Origin of the sequence: Massilia norwichensis (assembly GCF_024753245.1) — a bacterium.
Lineage (GTDB): Bacteria > Pseudomonadota > Gammaproteobacteria > Burkholderiales > Burkholderiaceae_D > Telluria > Telluria norwichensis.
The window spans coordinates 39,265-63,374 of sequence record NZ_JANUGX010000032.1 but is presented as its reverse complement, the minus strand read 5'-3'; the positions used below and the strand labels follow the sequence as shown (position 1 = coordinate 63,374).

Below are 24,110 nucleotides of genomic sequence, written 5' to 3'. Positions count from 1 at the left end.
GCCCTCAAGTTGTTGAAGAAATTTCCAGCGCCCTGGCCAGAATCGCCGGCGCGTCGACCCCATCCGGCAGCCGGCCGAAGGCGCCGCCCACCTCGCGCGCGATGCGCGAAGCGACGAAAGCATCCGCCACATAAGCCGGCGCATGGCGCAGCAGCAGCCCGGCCTGCACCCCGACCACCAGCTGCTCGGCCAGGCGGCGCGCGCCGAACTCCGACACAGCCGCCGGGTTTGCCCCGCCTGCGATCTCATCCAGCAGGCGCGCGCACCAGGCGTCGTAGCGGGCGTCGCGTCCCGCGGCCAGGCCCAGTTCCTGCGCGAGCGCCGTGTGCGCCTCGGGCGATTTGCCGAAAGCGCGCAGCACGTCCAGGCACATCACGTTGCCCGAACCCTCCCAGATCGAATTGACCGGGAACTCGCGGTACAGGCGCGCCAGCGGCCCGTCCTCGACATAGCCGTTGCCGCCCATGACTTCCATCGCCTCGCCGCCGAAGGCCGGGCCGCGCTTGCACAGCCAGTATTTGCCGGCCGGGGTCAGGATGCGGCCGAGCAGCACTTCCATCGGGTCGTCCTGCTTGTCGTAGCAGCGCGCCAGGCGCAGCGCGAAGGCGGTGGCCGCTTCCGATTCCAGCGCCAGGTCGGCCAGCACGTTCTGCATCAGCGGCTGTTCGGCCAAGGGGCGCCCGAAGGCGCTGCGCCCGCGCGCGTGGTGCAGCGCATGGCACAGCGCGGCGCGCATGATGCCGGCGGTCCCGGTCACGCAGTCGAGCCGGGTATGGCTGCCCATCTCGAGGATGGTCGGGATGCCGCGCCCTTCCCGGCCGACCATCCAGCCGATCGCATCGCAGAACTCGACCTCGGACGAGGCGTTCGAGCGGTTGCCCAGCTTGTTCTTCAGGCGCTGCACGCGGATCGCATTGCGGCTGCCGTCCGGCAGCCAGCGCGGCACGAAGAAGCAGCTGAGGCCGGCGCTGCCCTCGCTGTCGGTTTGCGCCAGCACCAGGTGGGCGTCGCATTGCGGCGCCGAGAAGAACCATTTGTGACCCACAATCACAAATGCGCCCTCGCCCTGCGCGCCGAAACGATCCTTTGCCTGGGCCGGATCGAGCGGCGCCGCGCGCGTGGTGTTGGCGCGCACGTCGGTGCCGCCCTGCTTTTCGGTCATGCCCATGCCGACCAGAGCGCCGCGCTTCTGCTCCACCGGCAGCGAGCGCGGATCGTATTCGCGCGACAGGATCTTCGGCAGCCAGCGCGCGGCGATCGCCGGGTTCTGGCGCAGCGCCGGCACCGAGGCGTAGGTCATCGTGACCGGACATTGCGAGCCGTTCTCGACCTGGCCGAACATCAGGTAGGCGGCGGCGCGCGCCACCTGCGCGCCGGGCCGCGCCTGGCCAGGTTCCTGTTCCCACGGCAGCGAATGGGCGCCGTTCTCGATCAGCATGCTCATCAGGCGATGCCAGGACGGATGGAATTCCACTTCGTCGATACGCTGACCGGCGCGGTCGAAGTTGATCAGGCGCGGCGTGAACTCGTTGGCCAGCCTTGCCAGGTCGAGCGTTTCTGCGCTGCCGAGACGGGCGCCGAGCGCGTCCAGGGTGTCGGCGTACCAGCCCGCGCCTTCGCGCGCCAGCCCCTCGCGCAGCGCCGGATCGCAGCGGAACAGGTTGAGGTCGCCAAAGGGCGGCGCCTGGTTGAATACCTCGTGCGTATCGAATCGGTTCATGGCCGCGTCTCCTTTTATATGTTGCGAAGCGTTGTTGCACATAAGCATCATCCCACCGACAGCAACGTTTCCTAAATGCACTATATCGGCGACAATGCACCGGCTCGGCGCCGGCTGATATTATCGGCAAGGCAACAAGGCTAGCCTAAAGCCTTTTGCCGGGCAAGCACGACCTGTCCTATACAAGCTCTGTGAAGCATCAAAAACCACCTAAACAACAGGCGGAATTGTGTTTTTTAATGCTTTCAAGAATCTTTCAGTGATACATTGCTTGTTGATTTGGTACACTCGTGCGGTTCGCCGGAACCCTGGGTTCCGGCCAAGATAAGAAAGCAACGACTCTAATAATGCGCCCCAGTTCACCAGCAGCAGCGAACGAGGATCCGCGCCATGTGCCGCCGGCCCACGGGCTGGATGCGCTCATGGAAGCGGCGGGCGATATCGCGTTCCGGATCGACCCCTCCGGCCTGATCCGCCAGGCCAGCAAACGTGCCGCGCGCCTGCTCGGCAGCACCGCCGACATCCGCAGCGATCTGCGCGGCTGCGCCCTGTCCACCCTCGCCATCGACGTCGACCAGCCGGCGCTGCGCAATGCCATCGTCGATGCCACCGCGCGCGCCGAACCGGTGCTCGTGGAGGCGCGCTTGCGTGGCGGCGACATGCAAGCGGGCGACATGCGCGTAGGCGGCATAGGCGACAAGGAAACCTGGTTCGAGCTGCGCATCAGCCTGCTCGACGGCGGTCCGGAACTGCTGGTCGTCGGCCGTGACATGTCGACCCAGCGCGCCACCGAGCAGCGCCTGCGCCACATGGCGACCCACGACGCGCTCACCGAACTGCCGAACCGCCTGCTGCTGTCCGACCGCATCCGCATGGTGATCGCGAATGCGCGCCGCTCCGGCCAGGGCTTCTCGGTCGCCACCATCGGCCTGGACGGCTTCAAGAAGGTCAACGATGGCCTCGGCCACCCGGTTGGTGACGCCGTGCTGCGCATGGCCGCCGGCCGCCTGCGCAAGACCCTGCGCGACAGCGATACCCTGGCGCGCGTCGGCGGCGACGAATTCGTCGCGGTCCTGCCGGGCACCTTCAACGACGCCCAGATCAAGCTGGTCACCGGGCGCCTGCTGGCCGCGCTGCAATCGCCGTTCGAAATCGACAAGCACACCGTCTACCTGAGCGCCTCGATCGGCGTATCGGTCTACCCGGAGCACGCGGAGGACGAGGTGCGCCTGCTGGCGCTGGCCGACAGCGCGATGGGCCGCGCCAAGGAAACCGGCGGCGCCCGCACCGTGCCGCACAGACAGCGCCAGCCGGGCGACCCGGCCGGCTCGCCCCAGCACGACATCTCGCTCGAGGCCGCGATGTTCCAGGCGGTGCGCGAGGGCGAGTTCCTGCTTTACTACCAGCCCATCGTCAGCAGCCGCACCCGCCGCATCGAAGGTTTCGAGACCCTGATGCGCTGGAAGCACCCGACCCTGGGCATGGTGCCGCCGGTGCGCTTCATCCCGATCGCCGAGACGAATGGCCTGATCAACATGCTGGGCGCCTGGGCGCTGAAGTCGGCGCTGGTGCAGCTGCGCCAGTTCGAGGAAGTCGCCCGGCGCGACCTCTACATCTCGGTGAACATCAGCCCGCGCCAGTTCCGCAACGACCGCTTCCTGTCGGTGCTGGACGACGCCCTCGCCTTTTCCGGCACTCCCGGCGACAAGCTGGTGCTCGAGATCACCGAAGGCACGCTGATGGTCGACCCGGCGCATGCCGAGAGCATCCTCGGCAAGATGGCCGAGCGCCGCGCCCGCATCGCGATCGACGATTTCGGCACCGGCTACTCCTCGCTCGCCTACCTGAAGCGCTTCCCGATCTCGGTGCTGAAGATCGACCGCGCCTTCATCAAGGACCTGCCGGAATCCAGCAAGGATGCCGCGATCTGCAACGCCGTGCTCGACATCGCCAAGCACCTGAACCTGTCGGTGGTGGCCGAGGGTGTCGAGACCGAAGAACAACTTGATTACGTCGAAACGCGCGGCTGCGACTACGTGCAGGGCTACCTGACCGGCAAGCCGATGTCGGCGCATGTCGCGCTGGCGGCCTTGAAAGAAGACTTGTACACCGAACTGCTGCCGATCGATCCGCGGGCGGGCACACCATGAACCAGACCATCCACATCGAGCGCTCGCCGAAGGCCGACGCCACCCTCGCCCTGCTGTGGGAGCGCATCCGCCGCCGCGGCGACATGCCCGGCTTCACGCGCGCCATCAATGCCATCCTGGCCTCGATGCGCGGCGAGGACGAGCGCGACTTCTCCATGACGCAGACGGTGCTGTCCGACCCGGTCCTGACCCAGAAGGTGCTGCGCCTGGCGAACAGCGGCATGTACTCGGCCTTCGGCCAGCGCATCAACACCGTGTCGAAGGCCGTGCTGGTGCTGGGCACCGAGGCGATCGGCCACCTGGCCCTGGGCCTGAAGCTGATCGAAGAACTGAGCAAGTCCACGCCGGACTCGCTGCAAGCCCACATCGAGATGGAAAAGGCGGTGCTGGCCGGGATGGTGGCGCAGCAGGTCGCAAGCAAGGCCGACGTCCGCGATCCAGAGGAAGCGGTGGTCTGCTCGATCCTGCATTCGCTGGGCCGGATGATGGTCACCTTCTACCTGCCGGAACGCTGGTCGGTGCTGCAGCAGACCGCCGGCGAAGGCCGCGAGGCGGGTGCGATCGACCGCGCCGCGCTCGAGCAGATCGGCCTGACCCTCGAACAGATCGGCCGCGCCACCGCCGAGCACTGGGGCCTGCCGCGCAACCTGATCGCCGGCATGCGCCGCGTCGAACCGGGCGAGCGCGGCGACGGCTTCGCCCACGAAGACTGGCTGGCCGCGCTGGGCACCATGTCCTCGCAATGCGCCGAGACCCTCTGGCACGGTGACGACAGTTCGGTGGAAGCCGTGGCGCAACTGGCCGCCGACTTCGCGCCGATGCTCGGCATCGCCGAGGACAAGCTGGTCGGCGCCATCGAACAGGCCAAGGTCGAAGCGGCCGCCGACCTGTCGATCGCGCCGCTGGCCAACCCGCCCGAGAAGCGCGCCCGCGCCGCGCTTGCTTCCCGCATGCGCGAAGCCGGCAACAAGGTGCTGAAGAATGGCGTCGCCGAGATGCGCGACGTGGTCGGCAGCGCCACGCCGGGCCAGATGATGTCGATGGCGATCGAGAGCGCCTACCACGGCCTGTCCTTCACGCGCGCCTTCGGCTTCCTGCGCAGCCGCCGCGAGGGCAAGTACAGCGCCAAGATCGGCCTCGGCGACGGCGCCAAGGGCCTGCTGCCGAACCTGGCGTTCGACGACGCCTACGAACTGAACGTGTTCTTCGCCTCGCTCGGCAGCGACCGTGTGATCTTCATCGAAAACGCGCGCGACCCGAAATTCGCCAGCAAGCTGCCCGGCTGGTGGAAAGGCACGCTGAGCGCGGCGCGCTGTTTCGTCATCATCCCGCTGTGCACCCACGGCGAGCCGGTCGGCTTCATCTACGGCGACTGGGACGAGCGCTTCCCCTCGGTGTTCCTGAACCAGACCGAGTTCTCGCTGCTGAACGACCTGCGCGCGCTGGTGGTCAAGTCGGTCGAGCGCAGGCAGCAACTCGAAGCGGTGGCGCCGCGCGCCTGAGACGCGGCGGCGCAATTCCACCGTCGTCCCCGCGCAGGCGGGGACCCAAGTTCTACGTGGGCCGCCGAAACGCCTGCAAGCTCGGATTCCCGCCTGCGCGGGAATGACGAATGCGGTTGCGGGAAGCCGGTTCAGATTTTCGGCGTATGGACCCGCACGTCCCCGCACTGCGCCCTGTGCATCAGCGCATGGTCCATCAGCACCAGCGCCAGCATGGCCTCGGCGATCGGCGTGGCGCGGATGCCGACGCAGGGATCGTGGCGGCCGAAGGTTTCGACCGTGGCCGGCTGGCCATCCTTGTCGATCGAACGGCGCGGCGTGCGGATCGACGAGGTCGGCTTGATCGCGATCGACACCGTGATGTCCTGGCCGGTCGAGATCCCGCCCAGCACGCCGCCGGCGTTGTTGCCGACAAAGCCTTCGGGGGTCAGCTCGTCGCCGTGCTCGGAGCCCTTCTGCACCACCGAGTGGAAGCCGGCGCCGATTTCCACGCCCTTCACCGCGTTAATGCCCATCATCGCGTAGGCGATGTCGGCGTCGAGCTTGTCGTACAGCGGCTGGCCGAGGCCGACCGGGACGTTCTTCGCCACCACGTCGATGCGCGCGCCGATCGAATCGCCGGCCCGGCGCAGCTCGTCCATCGCCGCTTCCATGCGCGCGATCAGGGCCGCATCGGCGGTCGCCGCGAAGAAGGGATTCGCGTGCACGTGTTCCCATGATTCGAAGGGCACTTCGATGTCGCCCAGCTGGCGCATGCAGCCCATGAATTCGGTGCCGTAGTGCTCGCGCAGCCATTTCTTGGCGATGGCGCCGGCACCGACCACCGGCGCGGTCAGGCGCGCGGAAGAACGGCCGCCGCCGCGCGGGTCGCGCACGCCGTACTTGTGCCAGTAGGTGTAGTCGGCATGGCCCGGACGGAAGGTCTCGGCGATGTTGCCGTAATCCTTGCTGCGCTGGTCTTCGTTCGGGATCAGGAGCGCGATCGGGGTGCCGGTCGTGACGCCTTCGTACACGCCGGACAGGATCTGCACCCGGTCCGCCTCCTGGCGCTGGGTCACGTGGCGCGAGGTGCCCGGCTTGCGGCGGTCCAGCTCGGGCTGGATGTCGGCTTCGGACAAGGCGATTCCCGGCGGGCAGCCGTCGATGACGCAGCCGATGGCCGGGCCGTGCGACTCGCCGAAAGTGGTGACGGAAAACAGCTTCCCAAATGTGTTGCCGGACATGGATGCGCAATATTGAGTAAACGGAATGATCGATTCTACCAGCAGCGCGCCCACCGTGGTGGCCGGCGCTTCGGGAACCAGCCTGCGAATGTTGCCGAAAGGAATTTTTTTCCATACGGTGCCGGCGTTCAGATATACTGAACCCAATTGATCCAAGTCAAACCGGAGAAGCAGCAATGCCCGCACCGCCCCCAGCGCAGGATGATGAACTGGTCTTCGCCGACGAAGCGCCGGGTCTGTCCGGCGCCGCCGGCGGCGCTACCGGGCACGCCGGCGACGCCTGGCGGGTGCTGATCGTCGACGACGACGCCGACGTCCACTCGACTACCACCTTCGCGCTCGGCAGCCTCGAAGTCCACGGCCGCGCGCTGGCCTTCCTGCATGCCTACTCGGCCGCCGAGGCCAGGGCGCTGCTGGACCGCGAAGACGACATCGCGGTGGTCCTGCTCGACGTCGTGATGGAAGAAGCGGACGCCGGCCTGCACCTGGTGCGCCACATCCGCGAAACCCTGGGCCGGCAGGATCTGCGCATCATCCTGCGCACCGGCCAGCCCGGCTATGCGCCGGAGGTGGACGCGATCCGCGGCTACGACATCAACGATTACCGCACCAAGTCCGAACTCACGCGCACCAAGCTGTACACCACGGTGGCTTCGGCGATCCGCGCCTACGAACAGATCCGCGCACTCGAGGCCAGCCGCCGCGGCCTGGCCGAGGTGGTGCGCGCCAATACCGAACTGATGACCCTGCGCTCGATCGGCGCGATGGCCGAAGGCATCCTGCGCGAGGCTGCGCGCCTGATCGACCAGCCGGTGTCCGGCCTGATGTGCTCGTGCGCGGCCGGCGCCCAGGCCCCCGGCTGGGATGTGCTGGCGGCGACCGGCAACTGGGCGGCGCTGGCCTCGAACGGCATGCTGGCCGCCAGCGACGCCGGCCCCGCCGCCGCGATCCGGCGCTGCCTGGAACAGCAATGCCACGTGTTCGACGAGCGTCACCTGACGCTGTACTTTGCCGGCAAGTCGCACTGCGATTTCAGCGCCTGGATCGAACTTGCGCGGCCGCTCGACCCGGTGCGGCGCGGCCTGCTCGAACTGTTCGCCTCGAACATCGCGGTCGGCCTCGACAATCTCGCCCTGCTGACCGATCTGCAGCACGCCGCCTTCTACGATCCGCTGACCGGCCTGCCCAACCGCACCCGCCTGGTCGAGCTGATCGATGCCCGGCTGGCCGAGGGCGACCTGCGCCGCGACGTGGTGCTGTGCCTGGCCGACCTCGACCACTTCGCCGAGATCAACGACGCCCTCGGCCACCAGTTCGGCGATGCCCTGCTGCTGGCGGTGACGCGGCGCCTGCGCGCCGAGCTCCATCCGGCACTGCAGCTGGCGCGCATCGGCAGCGACATCTTCTGTGTGCTGGGCGATGCGGGCCAGGTCGATCCGGAAGCGATCCGCGCCCTGTTCGCGGCGCCGTTCTCGATCGACGGCCAGGACCTGCAGGTAACGAGCACCCTCGGCCTGGTGCGCCTGCTGGAGCACGACGGCAGCGGCGCCGACGCGCTGAAGGACGCCGACATCGCCCTCAAGCGCGCCAAGAGCCGGCAGCGCGGCGGCCACTTCTATTTCTCGCGCGGGATGGGCGTCGAAATCCGCGAACGCGTACGCCTGATGCACGCGCTGCGCAGCGGCTTCGCGCGCGGCGAACTGTTCCTGGCCTACCAGCCCCAGGTCGAGCTGGCGGCGCACCGCCCCTTCGGTGCCGAAGCCCTGCTGCGCTGGCGCACCGAGGACGGGCGCCTGGTCCCGCCGGACCGCTTCATCCCGATCGCCGAATCGTCCGGCCTGATCGTCGAGATCGGCGCCTGGGTGCTGCGCCAGGCCTGCGCCGAACTGATGCGCCTGCGCGCGGCCGGCTACCTGGACTTCACGATGTCGATCAACGTCTCCCAGGTGCAGTTCCGCCATCCGGGCTTCCTCGACATGCTGCGCAAGGCGCTGCTCGATACCGGTGCGCCGCCGGAGCGGGTCGAGCTCGAGATCACGGAATCGATGGCGATGGAAGAGCCGGACCTGCTGATCGAGCGCCTGGCCTCGATCAAGCGCACCGGCGTGTCGATCGCGATCGACGACTTCGGCACCGGCTTCTCCTCGCTGTCCTACCTGCAGCGCCTGCAGGTCGACCGTCTGAAGATCGACCGCGCCTTCGTCACCGAGATCACGGGCTCGGCGCGCGGCAGCAGCATCGCGGAAATGGTGATCGAACTGGGGCGCAACCTCGGCCTGTCGATCATCGCCGAAGGTGTGGAAGACGAGCGCCAGGCGCAGATCCTGCAGGCGCTCGGCTGCCCGCTGGCGCAGGGCTTCCTGTTCTCGCGGCCGCTGGCGCCGGAGGCTTTGCTGGAATGGTTAAGTGAGGATGCGCTGACGCGCGCTGCGTGACCAAGGGTGGGCACTCCGTGCCCACGCAAACGTTCGTGCGATGCAAGCGCGGGCACGGGGTGCCCGCCCTACGTTCAGTCTTCGGCGACTTGCTCCGCCGGCCAATCCCGGATATACGCCTTCAGCATGCGGTTCTCGAAGCTCTGCGCCTCCAGCACCGCTTTCGCGACGTCGTAGAACGAGATCACGCCCAGCAGCGTGCGGGCATTCATCACCGGCAGGTAGCGCGCGTGCTTTTCGAGCATGATGCGGCGCACTTCGTTGACTTCGGTGTCGGGGGTCACGGTGATCGGACTGTCGTCCATATGACGGCGCACGGTGCCGGCATCGACCGTGCCGCCATGCGCGTTCACGGCCTTGATGACTTCGCGGAAGGTCAGCATGCCGACCAGGTCGCCGTATTCCATCACCACCAGCGAGCCGATGTCCCGGTCCGCCATCGTCGCGGCCGCGTCGGCCAGCTGGGTGTCCGGAGACACCGTGTAGAGAATATCGCCCTTCACCTGCAGGATTTCGGATACTTTCATAGCGGTCACCATATCGTGAGTACGGGGTACGGGAGCGGGGGGTACGAGTGAGCTGGACATAATGCCGACTCTAGCCTATGCATTCCAAAAAAGCCAGTGTTGCGCTCTAACAAATCCGAGTTGCCTGGTGGTAGGATGCACTCGTCTAACCACATTTGGATGAGTTTCCCATGAGCGGACCCAGGTATCCCGGCTTCGACACCCTCTCCCTGCACGCCGGCGCCAGCCCCGACCCGAGCACCGGCGCACGCGCCACACCCGTCTATTTCACTTCTTCCTTCGCCTTCCGTGACGCCGACCATGCGGCCTCGCTGTTCAACATGGAGCGCGCCGGCCACGTCTATTCGCGCCTGTCGAACCCGACCAACGCCGTGCTCGAGGAGCGCATCGCCGCGCTCGAAGGCGGCGTGGCCGGCATCGCCACCGCCAGCGGCCAGGCCGCGCTGCATCTGGGCCTCACCACTATCGCCGGCGCCGGCAGCCACATCGTCGCCTCGCGCGCGCTGTACGGCGGCTCGCACAACCTGCTGGCCTACACCCTCAAGCGCTTCGGCATCGCCACCACCTTCGTCGACCCGCGCGATCCCGACGCCTGGCGCGCCGCGATCCGGCCCGAAACCAGACTGCTGTTCGGCGAGAGCGTCGGCAATCCGGGCCTGGACGTGCTCGACATCCCGCGCGTGGCCGAACTCGCGCACGAGCACGGCCTGCCGCTGATGGTCGATTCGACCCTGACCACGCCCTGGTTGTTGAAACCGTTCGATCACGGCGCCGACCTGGTGTTCCACTCGGCCACGAAATTCCTGTGCGGGCACGGCACCGCGATCGGCGGCCTGCTGGTCGACGGCGGCGGCTTCGACTGGCAGGCCGCCCATGCGCAGAGCGGCCGCTTCGCCGAACTGTGCGAACCCTACGAGGGCTTCCACGGCATGGTGTTCGCCGAAGAGTCGACGGTCGGCGCCTTCGCCCTGCGCGCGCGCCGCGAAGGCCTGCGCGACTTCGGGGCGGCGATGAGCCCGCACAATGCCTTCGCCATCCTGCAGGGTATCGAAACCCTGGGCCTGCGCATGGAGCGCCACGTCGCCAACGCGCGCAGGCTGGTCGAGCACCTGGCCGGCCACCCGGCGGTCGAATCGGTGGTCTGGCCCGAGCTCGAATCCCATCCCGACTACGCGCTGGCCAGGACACTGCTGCCGCGCGGCGCCGGCGGCGTGTTCTCCTTCCACCTGCGCGGCGGCCGCGCGGCCGGCAAGCGCTTCATCGACGGCCTGAAACTGTTCTCGCACCTGGCCAACGTCGGCGATGCCAAGTCGCTGGCGATCCACCCGGCCTCGACCACCCACCTGCGCGTGCCGGCCGACCAGCTGGCCGCGGCCGGCGTCGGCGAAGGCATGATCCGGCTGTCGGTCGGCCTGGAGGACCCGGACGACCTGATCGAAGACCTGACGCGCGGCCTGAAACTGGCCCAGAAGGGAGCCTGAGATGATCCATCAAGTCCATGGCGATGCGGTCTACAGCTACACCGGCGGCAAGCCGTTCAACCCGGACCAGCCCACCATCGTGTTCCTGCACGGCGCCCAGAACGACCATTCGGTATGGGCGCTGCAAAGCCGCTGGTTCGCCCACCACGGCTGGAACGTGCTGGCGCCCGACCTGCCCGGCCACGGCCGCAGCGGCGGCGCGGCCCTGAGGACAGTCGAGGCGATGGCCGACTGGGTGCTGGCCCTGCTGGATGCGGCCGGCGCGCAGCAGGCGCTGCTGGCCGGCCACAGTATGGGGTCCCTGATCGCGCTGGAAGCGGCGCACCGCGCGCCGGCACGTGTCAGCGGCCTGGCCCTGCTCGGCACGACCTGGCCGATGAAGGTGTCGGATACCCTGCTGGCAGCCTCGAAGGACGCGCTGCCCTCGGCCATCGACATGGTCAACATCTGGTCGCACAGCGGTCCCCTGCCCCGTCCGGCCTGCCCGGCGCCCGGCTTCTCGAGCACCGGCATGTCGCGCCGCCTGATGCAGCGCCTGGCCGAGCGCAACCCGGCCGACCTGTTCCACACCGATTTCTCGGCCTGCAACGCCTATGCGAACGGCGCCGCCGCGGCTGCCGGCATCGCCTGCCCGACCCTGTTCGTGCTGGGCGCACGCGATGTCATGACACCGCCGCGTTCCGCGCAGGCGCTGACGTCGGCCGTCAAGCATGGCAAAATCGTGACTGTGGATGCCGGCCACGCGATGATGGCCGAGCAGCCGGACGCGGTGCTGGACGCGCTGGTCGCGTTTGCCGGCGGCGTCCGTCAATAACAGGCGACACAGGAGACAAGCGCATGGCTGCCGTTCGCTACAACAGCTTTTCGGAGTTCTATCCCTACTACCTGACCCAGCACGGGCACCGACTGTGCCGGCGCGCCCATTTCATCGGGACGTCCTCGGCCATCGCTTCGATCGCCCAGTACATCGACAGCTTGAACGCCTGGTGGCTGCTGTTCGCGCTGGTGAGCGGCTACGGCGGCGCCTGGATAGGGCATTTTTTCTACGAGAAGAACCGGCCGGCGACCTTCGGCAACCCCTTGTGGTCGTTCCGGGCGGACTGGGTGATGTACTGGCAGATGCTGACGGGGAAGATAAGCTGGTGACAAGCCCCGTGCAGAATGACGTGTGCATGACTTCTGCACACGTCACGCGCCCGCAGCAAATGTTGAGCCAATCAAAACGCAAGTATAAATTACGAAAACGGAACACCTGGAGTTCTGTTTCGCCGGATTCGGGTGTCTCTATATGCCCTGTTGATACGGACCGCAAGTTATTTTTTAACCCGGACAGCATCAAAAAACCATCCTTGCCAGAAAATCACCAGGTGGTTTGGTTTTGTGATGAAGACTGACGTACAGCTTAGGTCAACGACCGTGACCGGGTTAGGCAGGCGAAGTTCCTTTGAGCTTGCGTGGAATGCGTTGCGCAAGTGAAGCCTCGGCTCGACTTTCTGCGATTCGAATTCCGTTTCTCCACAGTCCATCCTTCCAAATTTGACTTTATTTTTTCCTATTATAAAGATTTGGCCGAGCAACTGTTGTGCCTCGCGCTCATCCAGAGAAACTATCTCCGCACCGTCAAGCGCAGCAACAAATCGCCATTTGCCGCTTACCCTACGCTCAATTGAGTCTGAGGCTTGAGCGCAAGGCAATGCAATCATCGCAACCAAGGCAATAAAGGACAGCATCTTGGCGCGCTGAATAAAGGCGAGAACTCGAAGACAAGACATTTCCAACTCTCCTCATTTGTTAGCGGCCGTTGCCGCATCTTTAGCATGGAATGGCGCACTTTCTTCCGCTCGGCGTTTGATGAGTCCAGGCGCAATAACGTATTTCTTCTTGCCTTTCTCGACCACCTGAACCTTAATCATCAATGACATATTAGCGGCTGCTCCGGCAAAGTCGCCCTTGTTCACAAAAGCGAAAGTGATACTGGAGCCTTTCGCTCCTGCGTTGTAAGCCAAACTGCATAGCGCATCGAACTGAGACTGGTTCAACGGCACTTTGATATTGCGACGAACGATTCCCTCGGTCTCGGCAATCTTGCGCTCGAATTCTTGGTCAACCATCTCGGCCGATACTTTCTTACCCAACTCTTCTTCTGTGCAGACACCTTTATGAGCGAGGATGCCCACGCCCCAAGTGCAGTGCCCCTTATTCTTCCCCATATCATTGTAATACCGATAAATAGCTTTTTCCGTCGCCCGTAGACGCGCTCTGCCCTCGGGTGACATCTTCAATCCGGCATTTGGACTTAGGGATTTGGGAACACTGCTAGTCATATCTAGCTCCATTGTCGAGAAAAACATTTAACCTATCACGGATAAAGGCAAGGCCATTGATATCAAGCAAGCAGGCTCTGCATTAACGGAGGCAAAATAATAAATTCAACAAATACCGGAGGAATGATGGCAATCGACGTCTATCTGCAAATCGATGGAATCAAAGGCGAATCGCAGGATGACAAACACAAAGACTGGATCGAGTGTTCGTCCGTCAACTGGGGGCTCATACAGCCTCGCAGCGCAACAGCATCGACGGGCGGTGGGCATACAGCCGAGAGAGTTGAACTGGAAGAAGTGACATTTTGCAAGATGGCTGATTTATCCTCGCCGATCCTTATGCAAAGCTGCGCAATGGGGAAGACAAGACCGAAAGCTAAATTCGAATTCATGCGTGCCGATGGAAATGGTACGCCAGTCAAATACTTTGAAATCGAACTAGAGAACGTGCTTATCGGTGCAATTTCGCCAGGCATTGAAGCTGGTTCAATCTTGCACGAACATGTCAGTCTGAAATTCTCCAAAGTTAAATGGAAATACACTCAGCAAAAGATTGGCGGAGGCATGGGCGGCTCGACGGTTGGCGGCTGGGATCTTGCGGCCAACAAGGTTGCCTGATCTCGAAAAGAAAAAGCCCCAGAAATCTGGGGCTTTTTATCGTCTACTGCTCTTTACTTAACTCACCACCAAAACTTTTTCACATGGTTTTCACGTTGACCAGGTCGACGATGCCATCGGCCGACGCTTGCCCCAGATCCGCATCGGCCGCGGCAATCGCCGCCGGGGTCAGGGCATTCGCATCGGCCACGCCGAAGGCCTGATTCCTGCCGGCGGTCTTGGCCAGGTACAGGCAGAGATCGGCCAGGTGCACCAGCTTTTCCCAGTCCGGACCGTTCTCCGCCGGACCCGCCGGGCGCGGGCAGAAGCCGATCGACACCGTCACGGTCAGCTGCTGGCCGTCGGCATCGATGGTGGTGCCGGACACCGCCGCCAGCAGGCGCGCGCACAGCTGGCGCGCTTCGTCGAGCGTCACGCCCGGCAGATAAGCCAGGAATTCCTCGCCGCCCCAGCGGATCAGGACGTCCTCCCCGCGCAGGCTGGCGGCCAGTCGCGCCGCCACGTTCTTCAGCACCACGTCGCCGGCGCTGTGGCCGAAGCGGTCGTTGATCGACTTGAAGTGGTCGACATCCATCAGCAGGAACACGCCGCCAGGCTTGCCGTCGCGGCCGGGATTGGCGTGGTACTGCGGCACCACGTGCTCATAAAAATAATGGCGGTTGAACAGCCCGGTCAGCGAATCGCGGGTGCTCTGCCTGAACAGCTGCTCGTTCTTCACCTTCAGGCTGCCGTTCGCCTTCTTCACGCGGCGGTACAACAGCGCGACCAGCAGTGCGCCGACCAGGGCCGTCGCGCTCAGCGCGACCCACAGCGTGCGGATGCGCTTGACGGTCTGCAGCTCCGCCGCCTTGAGTACGCTCTCGTGGTGCAGCGCGGTGAGTTCGGCCTGCTTCTTCTGGTAGGCCCAGGCGCGCTGCAGCGCCTCGTAGGACAGCTGCTTTTCCTTGCGCCAGGCGGCCAGCGACACCGAACCCGCCTTTTCGTACACGGTCAGCGCGACATCACCCCAGCCGACCTGGTTCAGCGCGTGGGCATAGTCCAGCAGCATGCGCACATAGCGTTCGTCGTCCTTCAGGCCCGCAAGGGCGGCGTCGACCATGCGCCTTCCCTCAGCCACGTTGCGAAAGAAGATATACGTGATGCCGAGCTGGTAGGACGCCAGCTTCTCGCCGTTCTCGTCGCCGACTTCGCGGGCGATGCGCAGTGCCGCTTCGGCGGCGCGCGCCGCCTCGCCGAAGCGCCGGCCCTGGACGTACAGTTCCGCCAGGTTCGCCAGCGGCACCGCCAGGCGCTCCCTGGCCTCCAGCTTTTCCAGCAGTTCGACCGCCGCCTGCAGCGCCTTCTCGGCACGCTTGGGATTGCCGGCGCGCGCGGCGGTGGCAGACTCGGTCAGGCGGGCGTGGGCCAGTTGGGCCGGGATCTTGCGGCTGGTCGCGATGGCGACCAGTTCGTCGACCAGCTTCAGGGCCGGTGCAGCGTCGCCGATGCCGGCCAGCAGACGCGCCTGCTCGCGCAGCGCCATCGCCAGTGCGTCGGGGTCGTCGCCCGAGCGCGCCAGGGTGGCGGCTTGTCCCATGAAGTCGAGGGCATCGTCGGTACGACCCTCCTGGTCGGCCAGCAGGCCTTGCGCCACCAGGGCGCGCGTTTTCAGGTGCAGGTCGCCGCCGGCGGCGGCCAGCGCCGCGGCTTTGTCGATCAGCCGGCGCGCCGCATCCTGGTCGTGCACCAGGCGCGACAGCACCAGGCCGTGGCTCAGCATGGCCTTGGCCAGCAAGTCGTCGTCGTGGCCTTCGCGGCCGAGCTGTTCGGCCCGCTGCGCTGCCGCGAGCGCCGCCTGCTTCCTGCCCAGCCAGTAACTCGCGCGGCTGGTTTCGACCAGGACCAGGCCGAGTTCCCGCCCGCCGCGGCCTTGCTTCAGGGCCTCGAGCCGGGCGAGCGCCGCGGCCGGCGTGACATAGGCCTCTTCGCGGGCCGCCACCAGGGCGGCGGCGAAGTCTTCCTCACCGGCGCCGGCATGGGCAAAGGCAGTCCAGCACAGGAACAGCAGGCCAAACAAGAAGCGGCGCACGAGCATGTGGTCTCCAAAGGTATCCTGACAATAGTAACATCAGGCAACTTTTGATTCCACAATTCAAGTGCGTAAATTGTTTCCCTGTGACAAAAGAGACACGGAACAACCGGATCAGCTCGCGAAGTGCTCCGCCAGCGTCTGGTCCAGGCCCCGTTCGACGGCCGTCTCGACACGGCGCGCCAGCGCCGCCGTGTCCAGCGCCAGCGGCGACACCGGCGTCGCCTCGAGGGTGCCGGCGATGCTGCCCGTCATGGTGCCCGGTCCTGCCCCCATATCGAGCCCGGCGCCGCCGAACACGAAGCGGCGGTAGACGTCGGACAGGCGGATCAGCGAAGGATCGACCAGCAGCACCCAGCCGTCGGCCCCCTCGCGCGCACCACGGCCCCAGATCACCTGCACGCTTTCCTCGGCATGCACGCGGCCGACCCAGCCCGCCGCCACCATCTGCTCCAGCAGCTGGCTCATCTCGTCATACCCGATGCGGGTATGGGCGCGGATCTGGGCGCCGGTCACCAGCGCGGTGCCGGTGATGGCCGCGCCGCCGTGCAGCACCTTCAGGATCGCCATCGCGTCCACGAAGGCCCCGCCCGGCACCGGTTCGTACCACCAGCGTTCGTACTTCACCACCGGCAGCGCGGCCGTCAGCAGCGCGCCGACCAGGGTGATCAGCCAGGACAGGTACATCCACAGCAGGAACAGCGGCAGCGCGGCCAGCGCGCCGTAGATGATCGCGTAGGTCGGAAACTGGCGGATGAAGATCGCGAACACGCGCTTGGCGACCTCGAAGGCGATCGCCGCCACCAGCCCGCCCCACAGAGCGTCGCGCCAATCGACCCAGCGGTTCGGCACCGTCATGTAGAGCAGCGTATAGGCGCCGGTGGTCAGGGCCACCGACACCACCGTATAGAACACCGTGCCGACCAGGGGAATGGCAGTCATCAGGCCGGTGGTGGCGCTGAACAGCTGGGAGGTCAGGGTCAGCGACAGGCCGAACAGCAGCGGCCCGAGCGTCACCAGGGCCCAGTAGATCAGCACCCGCTGCACCAGCGGACGCGGGCGCTTGACGCGCCAGATCTGGTTGAAGGCGCGCTCGATCATGCCGATCATGGCCGCGGTGGTCAGCACCAGCGCCACCGCGCCCACCGCCGACAGCCCCGTGGCCTTGCTGGCGAACTGGGTCAGGTTCGAGGTGATCGTGTTGGCGATCGCCTTCGGCATCACCATCTGCACGAAATAATGGTCGAGCGCGGAGCGCAGCTGCCCGAAGATCGGGAAGGTCGTGAAAATCGCCAGCACGATGGTCAGCAGCGGCACCAGCGCCAGCGTGGTGGTGAAGGTCAGGCTGCCCGCCACCTGCGGCAGTTTCTCGTCCAGCAGGCGCTTGCGCGCGAAGCGCATCAGGTCGCGCGCCTCGGCCCAGGTCAGGCCACGTACCATGTCGACGCCGACGTTGATCATCTCGCTGGTGGAACGGGAAATGGTGGAGACGGATTTCGAGAGCATCTGGACGCGTTGAAGGAATAAACCGCCCTATAATACCAACGATGAACCCAACCAATCCGATCATCCTCATCCTGTATTACTCACGTCATGGCAAGACCCGCAAACTGGCCGAGCTCATCGCCCAGGGCGTCGAGAGCGTCCCCGGTGCCGAGGCGCGCCTGCGCACCGTGCCGGCCGTGTCCACCGTGGCGGAAGCGACCGAGCCCGACATCCCCAAAAGCGGCGCGCCCTATGTCGAGCTGGATGACCTTGCGGAATGCGCCGGACTGGCGCTGGGTTCCCCCACCCGCTTCGGCAACATGGCGGCGGCCATGAAGTACTTCCTCGACGGCACCTCCGCACAATGGCTGTCCGGCACCCTGTCGGGCAAGCCGGCGGCCGTGTTTACCTCCACCGGCAGCCTGCACGGCGGCCAGGAGTCGACCCTGCTGTCGATGATGATTCCGCTGCTGCACCACGGCATGATGGTGATGGGCCTGCCCTACACCATGCCGGAACTGATGACCACCGAAAGCGGCGGCAGCCCCTACGGCGCGACCCACTGGTCCGGCGTCGACGGCAACCGCCCGATCACGGACGACGAGAAGCGGCTGGCGGTCGCGCTGGGCCGGCGCCTGGCGCTCGCGAGCTGCAAGCTACAAGGGATGGAATAGACAATGCAAGTGCATCGGGTATTTCATACGGGAGCGGTGACCAGCCTGGTCATCCTGTGCATCTGGCTGCTGGCCTGGGAAATCGTGGTGGCGCCGCTGCACCCGGGCGGCTCGCTGCTGGCGCTCAAGGCCTTGCCGCTGCTGCTGCCGCTGCGCGGCGTGATCAAGCGCGACCTCTACACGCTGCAGTGGTCGTCGATGGTCATCCTGATTTACTTCGTCGAAGGCGCGGTGCGGGCCTGGAGCGACAAGGGCGAGATCTCGCGCATCATGGCGCTGGGCGAAGCGCTGCTGGTCTGCTGCTATTTCGTGTTCGCCCTGCTCTACCTGCGGCCCTACAAGAAGCAGGCGCAGAAGCTGGCCAAGGAGCTGCTCGACAAGGTCAAAGTGCCGCATGACTGACAGCTTCCTCGCGCAATGCCGCGAGCTGATCGGCGACGCCCACGTCCTGACCGATGACGCCGACGTCGCGCCCTACCTGAGCGACTGGCGCGGCCGCTACACCGGCCGCGCGCGCGCCGTGCTGCGCCCTGCCGACGCTTCGCAAGTGGCGGCCCTGGTGCGGCTGTGCGCGGCGCAGCGGGTGCCGGTGGTGCCGCAGGGCGGACGCACCGGCCTGGTGATCGGCAGCGTACCCGACGACTCCGGCCGCGCCGTGGTGCTGTCGCTGCGGCGCCTGAACCGCATCCGCGCCGTCGACCCGGTCAACCGCACCATGACGGTCGACGCCGGCTGCATCCTGTACGACATCCAGCAGGCGGCCAGCAGCCAGGGGATGCTGTTCCCGCTGTCGCTGGCGGCCGAGGGCAGCTGCACCATCGGCGGCAACCTGGCGACCAATGCCGGCGGCACCGGCGTGCTGCGCTACGGAAACACCCGCGAGCTCTGCCTGGGCCTGGAAGTCGTGACCGCCCAGGGCGAGCTGTGGGACGGCCTGCGCGGGCTGCGCAAGGACAATACCGGCTACGACCTGCGCGACCTCTACATCGGCGCCGAAGGCACGCTGGGTGTGATCACCGGTGCCGTATTAAAACTCTTCCCGCAGCCGAAGGCCGGCATCACGGCGCTGGTGGCGCTGCGCAGCTGCCGCGACGCCCTCGGGCTGCTGCAGCTGGCCCAGGACACCGCCGGTCCGACCCTGACCGGCTACGAGCTGATGAGCGAACTGTGCCTGCGCCTGGTCGGCAAGCATTTCCCGGACCTGCCGCAACCCTTCCCGACCCCGCATCCGCAGTACGCTCTGCTCGAACTGTCCAGCCATGAATCCGAGCAGCACGCGGTGGGCCTGCTGGAACGCACCATCGAAAGCGCGCTGGAAGCCGGGCTGGCCCAGGATGCGGTGGTGGCGACCTCGATCGCGCAGTCGCGCGCGCTATGGGCGATCCGCGAGCACATCCCGCTGGCCCAGGCCGTGGACGGCAAGAACATCAAGCACGACATCTCGGTACCGATCTCGCGCATCGCCGATTTCGTCGAACAGACCGATGCCCTGCTCGCCCAGGCTTGGCCCGGGGTGCAGGTGGTCTGCTTCGGCCACCTGGGCGACGGCAACCTGCACTACAACATTGCCCCGCCGGCCGGCACGCCGCATGAAGCCTTCCTGGCCTACCAGGGCGACATCAACCGCATCGTGCACGACAGCGTGGCCGCGTTTGGCGGTTCGATTTCGGCCGAACACGGCATCGGCGCCCTCAAGCGCGACGAGCTGCCGCGCTACAAGGCCCAGGTCGAACTCGAGCTGATGCGTGCCATCAAGGCCGCGCTCGACCCGCTGGGCATTATGAACCCTGGCAAAATTCTCTGACCAGGAGTGCTGCGTGACCCGCCTTTTCCTCATCTTCGCCCTCAGCCTGTTCGCCTGTGCCGCACAGGCCCAGACCGTGTACAAGTGCGTCGAAGCCGGCAAGACCAGCTACGCCGACCGCCCCTGCGCACAGGGCGCCTCCAGGCCCCTGCCCCCGCCGCCGGCCGGCATCCCGCTTGGCGACACGATGGGGCCGCAGGGCGGCGATGCCCGCACCCTGCTGGAACTGGAAAAAGCCCGCATCGCACGCGAAAAGGCGCAAGAAAAGGAAGGCCGTGTCCAGATCCGCCAGGCCAAGGCGATGCAAGCCCAGCGCAAGAAATGCGACAAGCTGCGCCTGCGTCACAAATGGGCCGAGGAAGACCTGGCGCGCACGGTGCGCGGCCCGAAACACGAGGCGGCGCGCCTTAAACTGCGGCGCCAGGCCGAGGCCCTGGCGGTGGAATGTCCGGCCTGAGGCTGCTATCGCGCTGGCTGCTGTTCGGCGAGTGGCGCGCGCACCCGATGCGCGCCCTGCTGGCGGTGGTCGCCATCGCGGTCGGGGTGGCGATGGGCTTTGCCATCCACCTGATCAACGCCGCCGCCTTCAACGAATTCTCCGCCGCGATCCAGAGCCTGGCCGGCCAGGCCGACCTGCAGGTGGCCGGGCGCGAAGCCCAGTTCGACGAGCATATCTACCCGCGCCTGGCGACCCGCGATGGCGTGGCGCTGGCCTCGCCGGTGCTGGAGGTCGACGCCGCCCTGGCCGGCAAGCCCGGTTCGCTGAAGATCGTCGGTCTGGACGCTTTGCGCGCCGGCGCCATCTCGCCCGATTTGAGCGGCGTGCCCGCCAGCGGACGCGGCACCGACGTGCTGGGCGACGACACGATCTTCCTGTCGCCGGCGGCCCAGGCCTGGCTGGGCGTGCAGACCGGTTCGACGTTAAGGCTGCGCGCCGGCACCCAGGACGTGCCGCTGCGCGTGGCCGGCCCGATCCTGCGTGCGCGCAGCGGCCAGCGCCTGGCGGTGATGGACATCGGCGCGCTGCAGTGGCGCTTCCATCAGCTCGGCAAGCTGTCGCGCGTGGACCTGAAACTGCGCGAGGGCGTGGACCGCGGCGCCTTCGAGCGCGCCCTGGCCGCCGAACTCGAAAAGGACTTCCCGGGACGCTTCACGGTGGCGGCGCCGAACGACGCCAATCAGGAGAGCCGCAACAACAACCTGAGCCGCGCCTACCGCGTCAACCTGACGGTGCTGGCGCTGGTTGCCTTGTTCACCGGCGCCTTCCTGGTGTTCTCGACCCAGGCCTTGTCGGTACTGCGCCGGCGCAGCCAGTTTGCGCTGCTGCGCGTGCTGGGCCTGCCGCGCCGCGCGCTGCTGCGCCAGGTGCTGGTCGAAGGCGCGAGCCTGGGCGTGATCGGCGCCCTGCTCGGCATCGCCGCCGGCTACGGCCTGGCCGCGGCGGCGCTGGCCTTCTTCGGCGGCGACCTCGGCGCCGGTTATTTCCCGGGCGTGAAGCCGACCGTGGTGTTCACGCCGGTCGCGGCCCTGGTCTTCTTCCTGCTCGGCCTGGGCGTGGCCCTGCTGGGCTGCGCGGCGCCGGCCTGGGAGGCGGCGCGCGCCCGTCCCGCGGTTGCCCTCAAGTCCGGCAACGACGAAACCGCGCTCGAGCGCCTGTCGCGCGTCTGGCCCTCACTGCTCTGCCTCGCATTGGCCGGCGCCTGCGCCTGCGCGCCGCCGGTGTTCGAGCTGCCGCTGTTCGGCTACTTTGCCGTGGCCCTGCTGCTGATCGGCGGGATCGGCCTGATGCCGCGCCTGGCCGCCGCCAGCTTCCGCCTGCTGAACCGCCTGCAGCTGCGACGGCCCGCGGCGGCGCAATCGCCGGTGCTGAACCTGGCGCTGGCGCGGCTGGCGAATGCGCCCGGCCAGGCCTCGATCGCATTGGGCGGGGTGCTGGCCAGCTTCAGCCTGATGGTCGCGATGGGCATCATGGTGGCCAGCTTCCGGGTCTCTGTCGACGACTGGATCCTGCACATCCTGCCGGCCGACCTGTATGTGCGCACGGCGTCCGGCGGCAATACCGGCGGCCTGGGCGAGCGCGAACAGGCCGCGATTGCCGCGCTGCCGGGCGTGTCGCAATCGGCCTTCCTGCGCACCCGGCCGCTGACCCTGGACCCGGCGCGTCCCGCCATCACCCTGATCGCGCGCGACATCGATGCCGCCGACCCCGGGCGCCTGCTGGCGCTGGTCGGCAGCAACGTACCGGCGCCCGCGGGCGCGCTGCCGGTCTGGGTGTCGGAAGCGATGACCGATTTGTACGGCGTGCGCACCGGCCAGCGCCTGGCGCTGCCGCTGGGCGGCCGCAAGCAGGACTTTTTCGTGGCCGGCGTCTGGCGCGATTATGCGAACCAATCCGGCTCGGTGGTGGTGCGCCTGGCCGACTACCGGCGCCTGACCGGCGACGCCACCGTCACCGATGCCGCGCTGTGGGCGGCCAAGGGCGTCTCGACCGATACCCTGGCCGCACGCCTGCGCGCCCTGCCCTTCGGCGCCACCCTGCAGCTGGCCAGCCCCGGCGAGATCCGCGCCGCCAGCCTCAGGATCTTCGACCGCAGCTTCGCCGTCACCTACCTGCTGGAAGCGATCGCGATCGCCATCGGCCTGTCCGGCGTGGCTGCCACCTTCTCGGCCCAGACCCTGGCACGGGCGCGCGAGTTCGGTATGCTGCGCCACGTGGGGGTGTCGCGCGGCCAGGTGCTGCGCATCCTGGCTCTGGAGGGCGGTTCGCTGACCGTGCTGGGGGTGGCGACCGGCTTCGCGCTCGGCCTCTTGATCAGCCTGATCCTGGTGTATGTCGTCAATCCGCAATCCTTCCACTGGACCATGCAGCTGCACCTGCCCTGGCCGCTGCTGGGCAGCGTGGCGGCGGTGCTGGTCGGCGCCTCGGTGGCGACGGCGCTGGTGTCGGGCCGCTATGCGCTGTCCGGCGGGCCGGTGCGGGCCGTGCGGGAGGACTGGTGATGCTGCGCCGCCTGTTCCTTGCGCTTTGCCTCTTGGCCGGCGCCGCACTGGCCGGTCCGCCGCAATTCGCCCCGGTCACGCCGGGCCGCGCGCTGGTGTTCCCGCAGGACTTCGGCGCCCACCCCGAGCACCGCACCGAGTGGTGGTACGTGACCGGCTGGCTGGAGACGCCGGACGGCAAACCGCTCGGCTTCCAGGTCACCTTCTTCCGCAGCCGTACCGGGCACGATCCGGCCAACCCCAGCGCCTTCGCGCCGAAGCAGCTGGTGATCGGCCACGCCGCGCTGTCCGACCCGGCCACCGGCCGCCTGCTGCACGACCAGCGCAGCGCGCGCGAGGGCTTCGGCCTGGCCTGGGCGAAGACCGGCACCACCGATGTGAAACTCGAGGACTGGTCCATGCGCCGCGACGAGGACGGCCGCTACCGCGTAGCGGTACGTGGCGCCGAACTGGCCTTCGAACTGCAGCTGGCGCCGACCCAGCCCGTGCTGCTGCAGGGCGAAGCCGGCTTTTCGCGCAAAGGCCCCAAGCCGGAACACGCCAGCTATTATTACAGCGAGCCGCAGCTGCGCGTGCTCGGCACCGTCAGCCGCGCCGGCAAGGCGGTGCAGGTCAAGGGCACGGCATGGCTGGATCACGAATGGTCGAGCCAGGTGCTGGAGACGAATGCGGCCGGCTGGGACTGGACGGGCATCAACCTCGACGACGGCGGCGCCCTGATGGCTTTCCAGATCCGCGCCAAGGACGGCACCAAGCTGTGGGCCCATGCCACTTTGCGCGATGCCGCCGGCCGGGTTAGCCAATATGCGCCGGAACAGGTAAGCTTCACGCCGCAGACGCTGTGGCGTTCGCCACGGACCGGCGCCAGCTACCCGGTAGCGACCACGATCAAGACCGGGACCTCGACCTGGCAGCTGAAGCCCCTGCAAGCCGACCAGGAACTCGACTCGCGCCGCTCGACCGGTGCGGTCTACTGGGAAGGCGCGGTGACGGTGGAGCGCGATGGCCGGCGGCTGGGCCGCGGCTACCTCGAGCTGACCGGCTACGTCGACCCGCTGCATCTATAATCACCGGACTTTGAATCACAAGAAAAGAAGAA

20 protein-coding genes are annotated in these 24,110 nt (G+C 66.9%); 13 read left to right on the top strand and 7 right to left on the bottom strand.

Going from position 1 to position 24,110, the window contains the following annotated elements:
- Positions 1-4: 4 nt before the first annotated feature.
- Positions 5-1,720: an isovaleryl-CoA dehydrogenase gene (locus NX782_RS22025; RefSeq protein WP_258847636.1), complete on the bottom strand. Its 1,716-nt coding sequence runs from the start codon at positions 1,718-1,720 to the stop codon at positions 5-7.
- Positions 1,721-2,067: 347 nt separating this feature from the next.
- On the opposite strand from NX782_RS22025, the gene NX782_RS22020 reads away from it, so the two are divergent.
- On the top strand, positions 2,068-3,870 hold the full coding sequence (locus NX782_RS22020) for a putative bifunctional diguanylate cyclase/phosphodiesterase (protein WP_258847635.1): 1,803 nt from the start codon (positions 2,068-2,070) through the stop codon (positions 3,868-3,870).
- Positions 3,867-5,372 carry an HDOD domain-containing protein gene (locus NX782_RS22015; RefSeq protein ID WP_258847634.1) on the top strand — a complete coding sequence of 502 codons (1,506 nt, stop codon included), beginning with the start codon at positions 3,867-3,869 and terminating at the stop codon, positions 5,370-5,372. Before NX782_RS22020 ends, NX782_RS22015 begins: the two co-directional genes overlap by 4 nt.
- A gap of 131 nt (positions 5,373-5,503) precedes the next feature.
- Here NX782_RS22015 and aroC read toward each other — a convergent pair whose 3' ends face one another.
- The gene (gene aroC / locus NX782_RS22010; protein WP_258847648.1) at positions 5,504-6,595 is read right to left on the bottom strand and encodes a chorismate synthase; all 1,092 of its coding nucleotides are present in this window, start codon (positions 6,593-6,595) and stop codon (positions 5,504-5,506) included.
- A 176-nt stretch (positions 6,596-6,771) separates the two neighbouring features.
- Between aroC and NX782_RS22005 the strand changes: the two genes are divergently transcribed.
- On the top strand, positions 6,772-9,030 hold the full coding sequence (locus tag NX782_RS22005) for a putative bifunctional diguanylate cyclase/phosphodiesterase (RefSeq protein ID WP_258847633.1): 2,259 nt from the start codon (positions 6,772-6,774) through the stop codon (positions 9,028-9,030).
- A 74-nt stretch (positions 9,031-9,104) separates the two neighbouring features.
- On the opposite strand, the gene NX782_RS22000 is transcribed toward NX782_RS22005, so the two are convergent.
- Entirely contained in the window at positions 9,105-9,557 is a 453-nt protein-coding gene (locus NX782_RS22000) for a CBS domain-containing protein (RefSeq protein WP_258847632.1), read from the bottom strand.
- A 170-nt stretch (positions 9,558-9,727) separates the two neighbouring features.
- On the opposite strand from NX782_RS22000, the gene NX782_RS21995 reads away from it, so the two are divergent.
- The 3 genes from NX782_RS21995 to NX782_RS21985 are packed head-to-tail and all read left to right on the top strand — an operon-like array spanning position 9,728 to position 12,184.
- Positions 9,728-11,038, top strand: a complete 1,311-nt coding sequence (locus NX782_RS21995; protein ID WP_258847631.1) for an O-acetylhomoserine aminocarboxypropyltransferase — start codon at positions 9,728-9,730, stop codon at positions 11,036-11,038.
- A gap of 1 nt (position 11,039) precedes the next feature.
- Entirely contained in the window at positions 11,040-11,852 is an 813-nt protein-coding gene (locus NX782_RS21990; RefSeq protein WP_258847630.1) for an alpha/beta fold hydrolase, read from the top strand.
- Positions 11,853-11,875: 23 nt separating this feature from the next.
- Positions 11,876-12,184, top strand: a complete 309-nt coding sequence (locus NX782_RS21985; RefSeq protein WP_258847629.1) for an Mpo1-like protein — start codon at positions 11,876-11,878, stop codon at positions 12,182-12,184.
- 167 nt (positions 12,185-12,351) lie between these two features.
- Here NX782_RS21985 and NX782_RS21980 read toward each other — a convergent pair whose 3' ends face one another.
- Both NX782_RS21980 and NX782_RS21975 read right to left on the bottom strand, forming a co-directional pair.
- Positions 12,352-12,810 (bottom strand): hypothetical protein, encoded by a 459-nt coding sequence (locus NX782_RS21980; protein ID WP_258847628.1) that lies wholly within the window; start codon positions 12,808-12,810, stop codon positions 12,352-12,354.
- A gap of 12 nt (positions 12,811-12,822) precedes the next feature.
- The gene (locus NX782_RS21975; protein WP_258847627.1) at positions 12,823-13,362 is read right to left on the bottom strand and encodes a lysozyme; all 540 of its coding nucleotides are present in this window, start codon (positions 13,360-13,362) and stop codon (positions 12,823-12,825) included.
- 126 nt (positions 13,363-13,488) lie between these two features.
- Between NX782_RS21975 and NX782_RS21970 the strand changes: the two genes are divergently transcribed.
- Positions 13,489-13,980: an Hcp family type VI secretion system effector gene (locus NX782_RS21970; protein ID WP_258847626.1), complete on the top strand. Its 492-nt coding sequence runs from the start codon at positions 13,489-13,491 to the stop codon at positions 13,978-13,980.
- A 79-nt stretch (positions 13,981-14,059) separates the two neighbouring features.
- Here NX782_RS21970 and NX782_RS21965 read toward each other — a convergent pair whose 3' ends face one another.
- Both NX782_RS21965 and NX782_RS21960 read right to left on the bottom strand, forming a co-directional pair.
- On the bottom strand, positions 14,060-16,054 hold the full coding sequence (locus NX782_RS21965; protein ID WP_258847625.1) for a GGDEF domain-containing protein: 1,995 nt from the start codon (positions 16,052-16,054) through the stop codon (positions 14,060-14,062).
- 108 nt (positions 16,055-16,162) lie between these two features.
- On the bottom strand, positions 16,163-17,554 hold the full coding sequence (locus NX782_RS21960; protein WP_258847624.1) for a YihY family inner membrane protein: 1,392 nt from the start codon (positions 17,552-17,554) through the stop codon (positions 16,163-16,165).
- Between the two features lie 41 nt (positions 17,555-17,595).
- Between NX782_RS21960 and wrbA the strand changes: the two genes are divergently transcribed.
- From wrbA to NX782_RS21930, 6 genes are read left to right on the top strand one after another with little or no spacing between them, the layout of a single operon-like run.
- A complete protein-coding gene (wrbA, locus tag NX782_RS21955; RefSeq protein WP_258847623.1) occupies positions 17,596-18,207 on the top strand; it encodes an NAD(P)H:quinone oxidoreductase in 612 nt (203 codons plus the stop codon).
- Between the two features lie 3 nt (positions 18,208-18,210).
- Complete coding sequence (locus tag NX782_RS21950; RefSeq protein ID WP_258847622.1) at positions 18,211-18,609, top strand: DUF2069 domain-containing protein; 399 nt, start codon at positions 18,211-18,213, stop codon at positions 18,607-18,609.
- Positions 18,602-20,011 (top strand): FAD-binding oxidoreductase, encoded by a 1,410-nt coding sequence (locus NX782_RS21945; RefSeq protein ID WP_258847621.1) that lies wholly within the window; start codon positions 18,602-18,604, stop codon positions 20,009-20,011. The genes NX782_RS21950 and NX782_RS21945 overlap by 8 nt, the downstream gene beginning before the upstream one ends.
- A 13-nt stretch (positions 20,012-20,024) precedes the next feature.
- Positions 20,025-20,468 carry a DUF4124 domain-containing protein gene (locus tag NX782_RS21940; protein WP_258847620.1) on the top strand — a complete coding sequence of 148 codons (444 nt, stop codon included), beginning with the start codon at positions 20,025-20,027 and terminating at the stop codon, positions 20,466-20,468.
- Entirely contained in the window at positions 20,456-23,011 is a 2,556-nt protein-coding gene (locus NX782_RS21935) for an ABC transporter permease (RefSeq protein ID WP_258847619.1), read from the top strand. Before NX782_RS21940 ends, NX782_RS21935 begins: the two co-directional genes overlap by 13 nt.
- Positions 23,011-24,078, top strand: a complete 1,068-nt coding sequence (locus tag NX782_RS21930) for a lipocalin-like domain-containing protein (protein ID WP_258847618.1) — start codon at positions 23,011-23,013, stop codon at positions 24,076-24,078. The genes NX782_RS21935 and NX782_RS21930 overlap by 1 nt, the downstream gene beginning before the upstream one ends.
- Positions 24,079-24,110 lie beyond the last annotated feature (32 nt).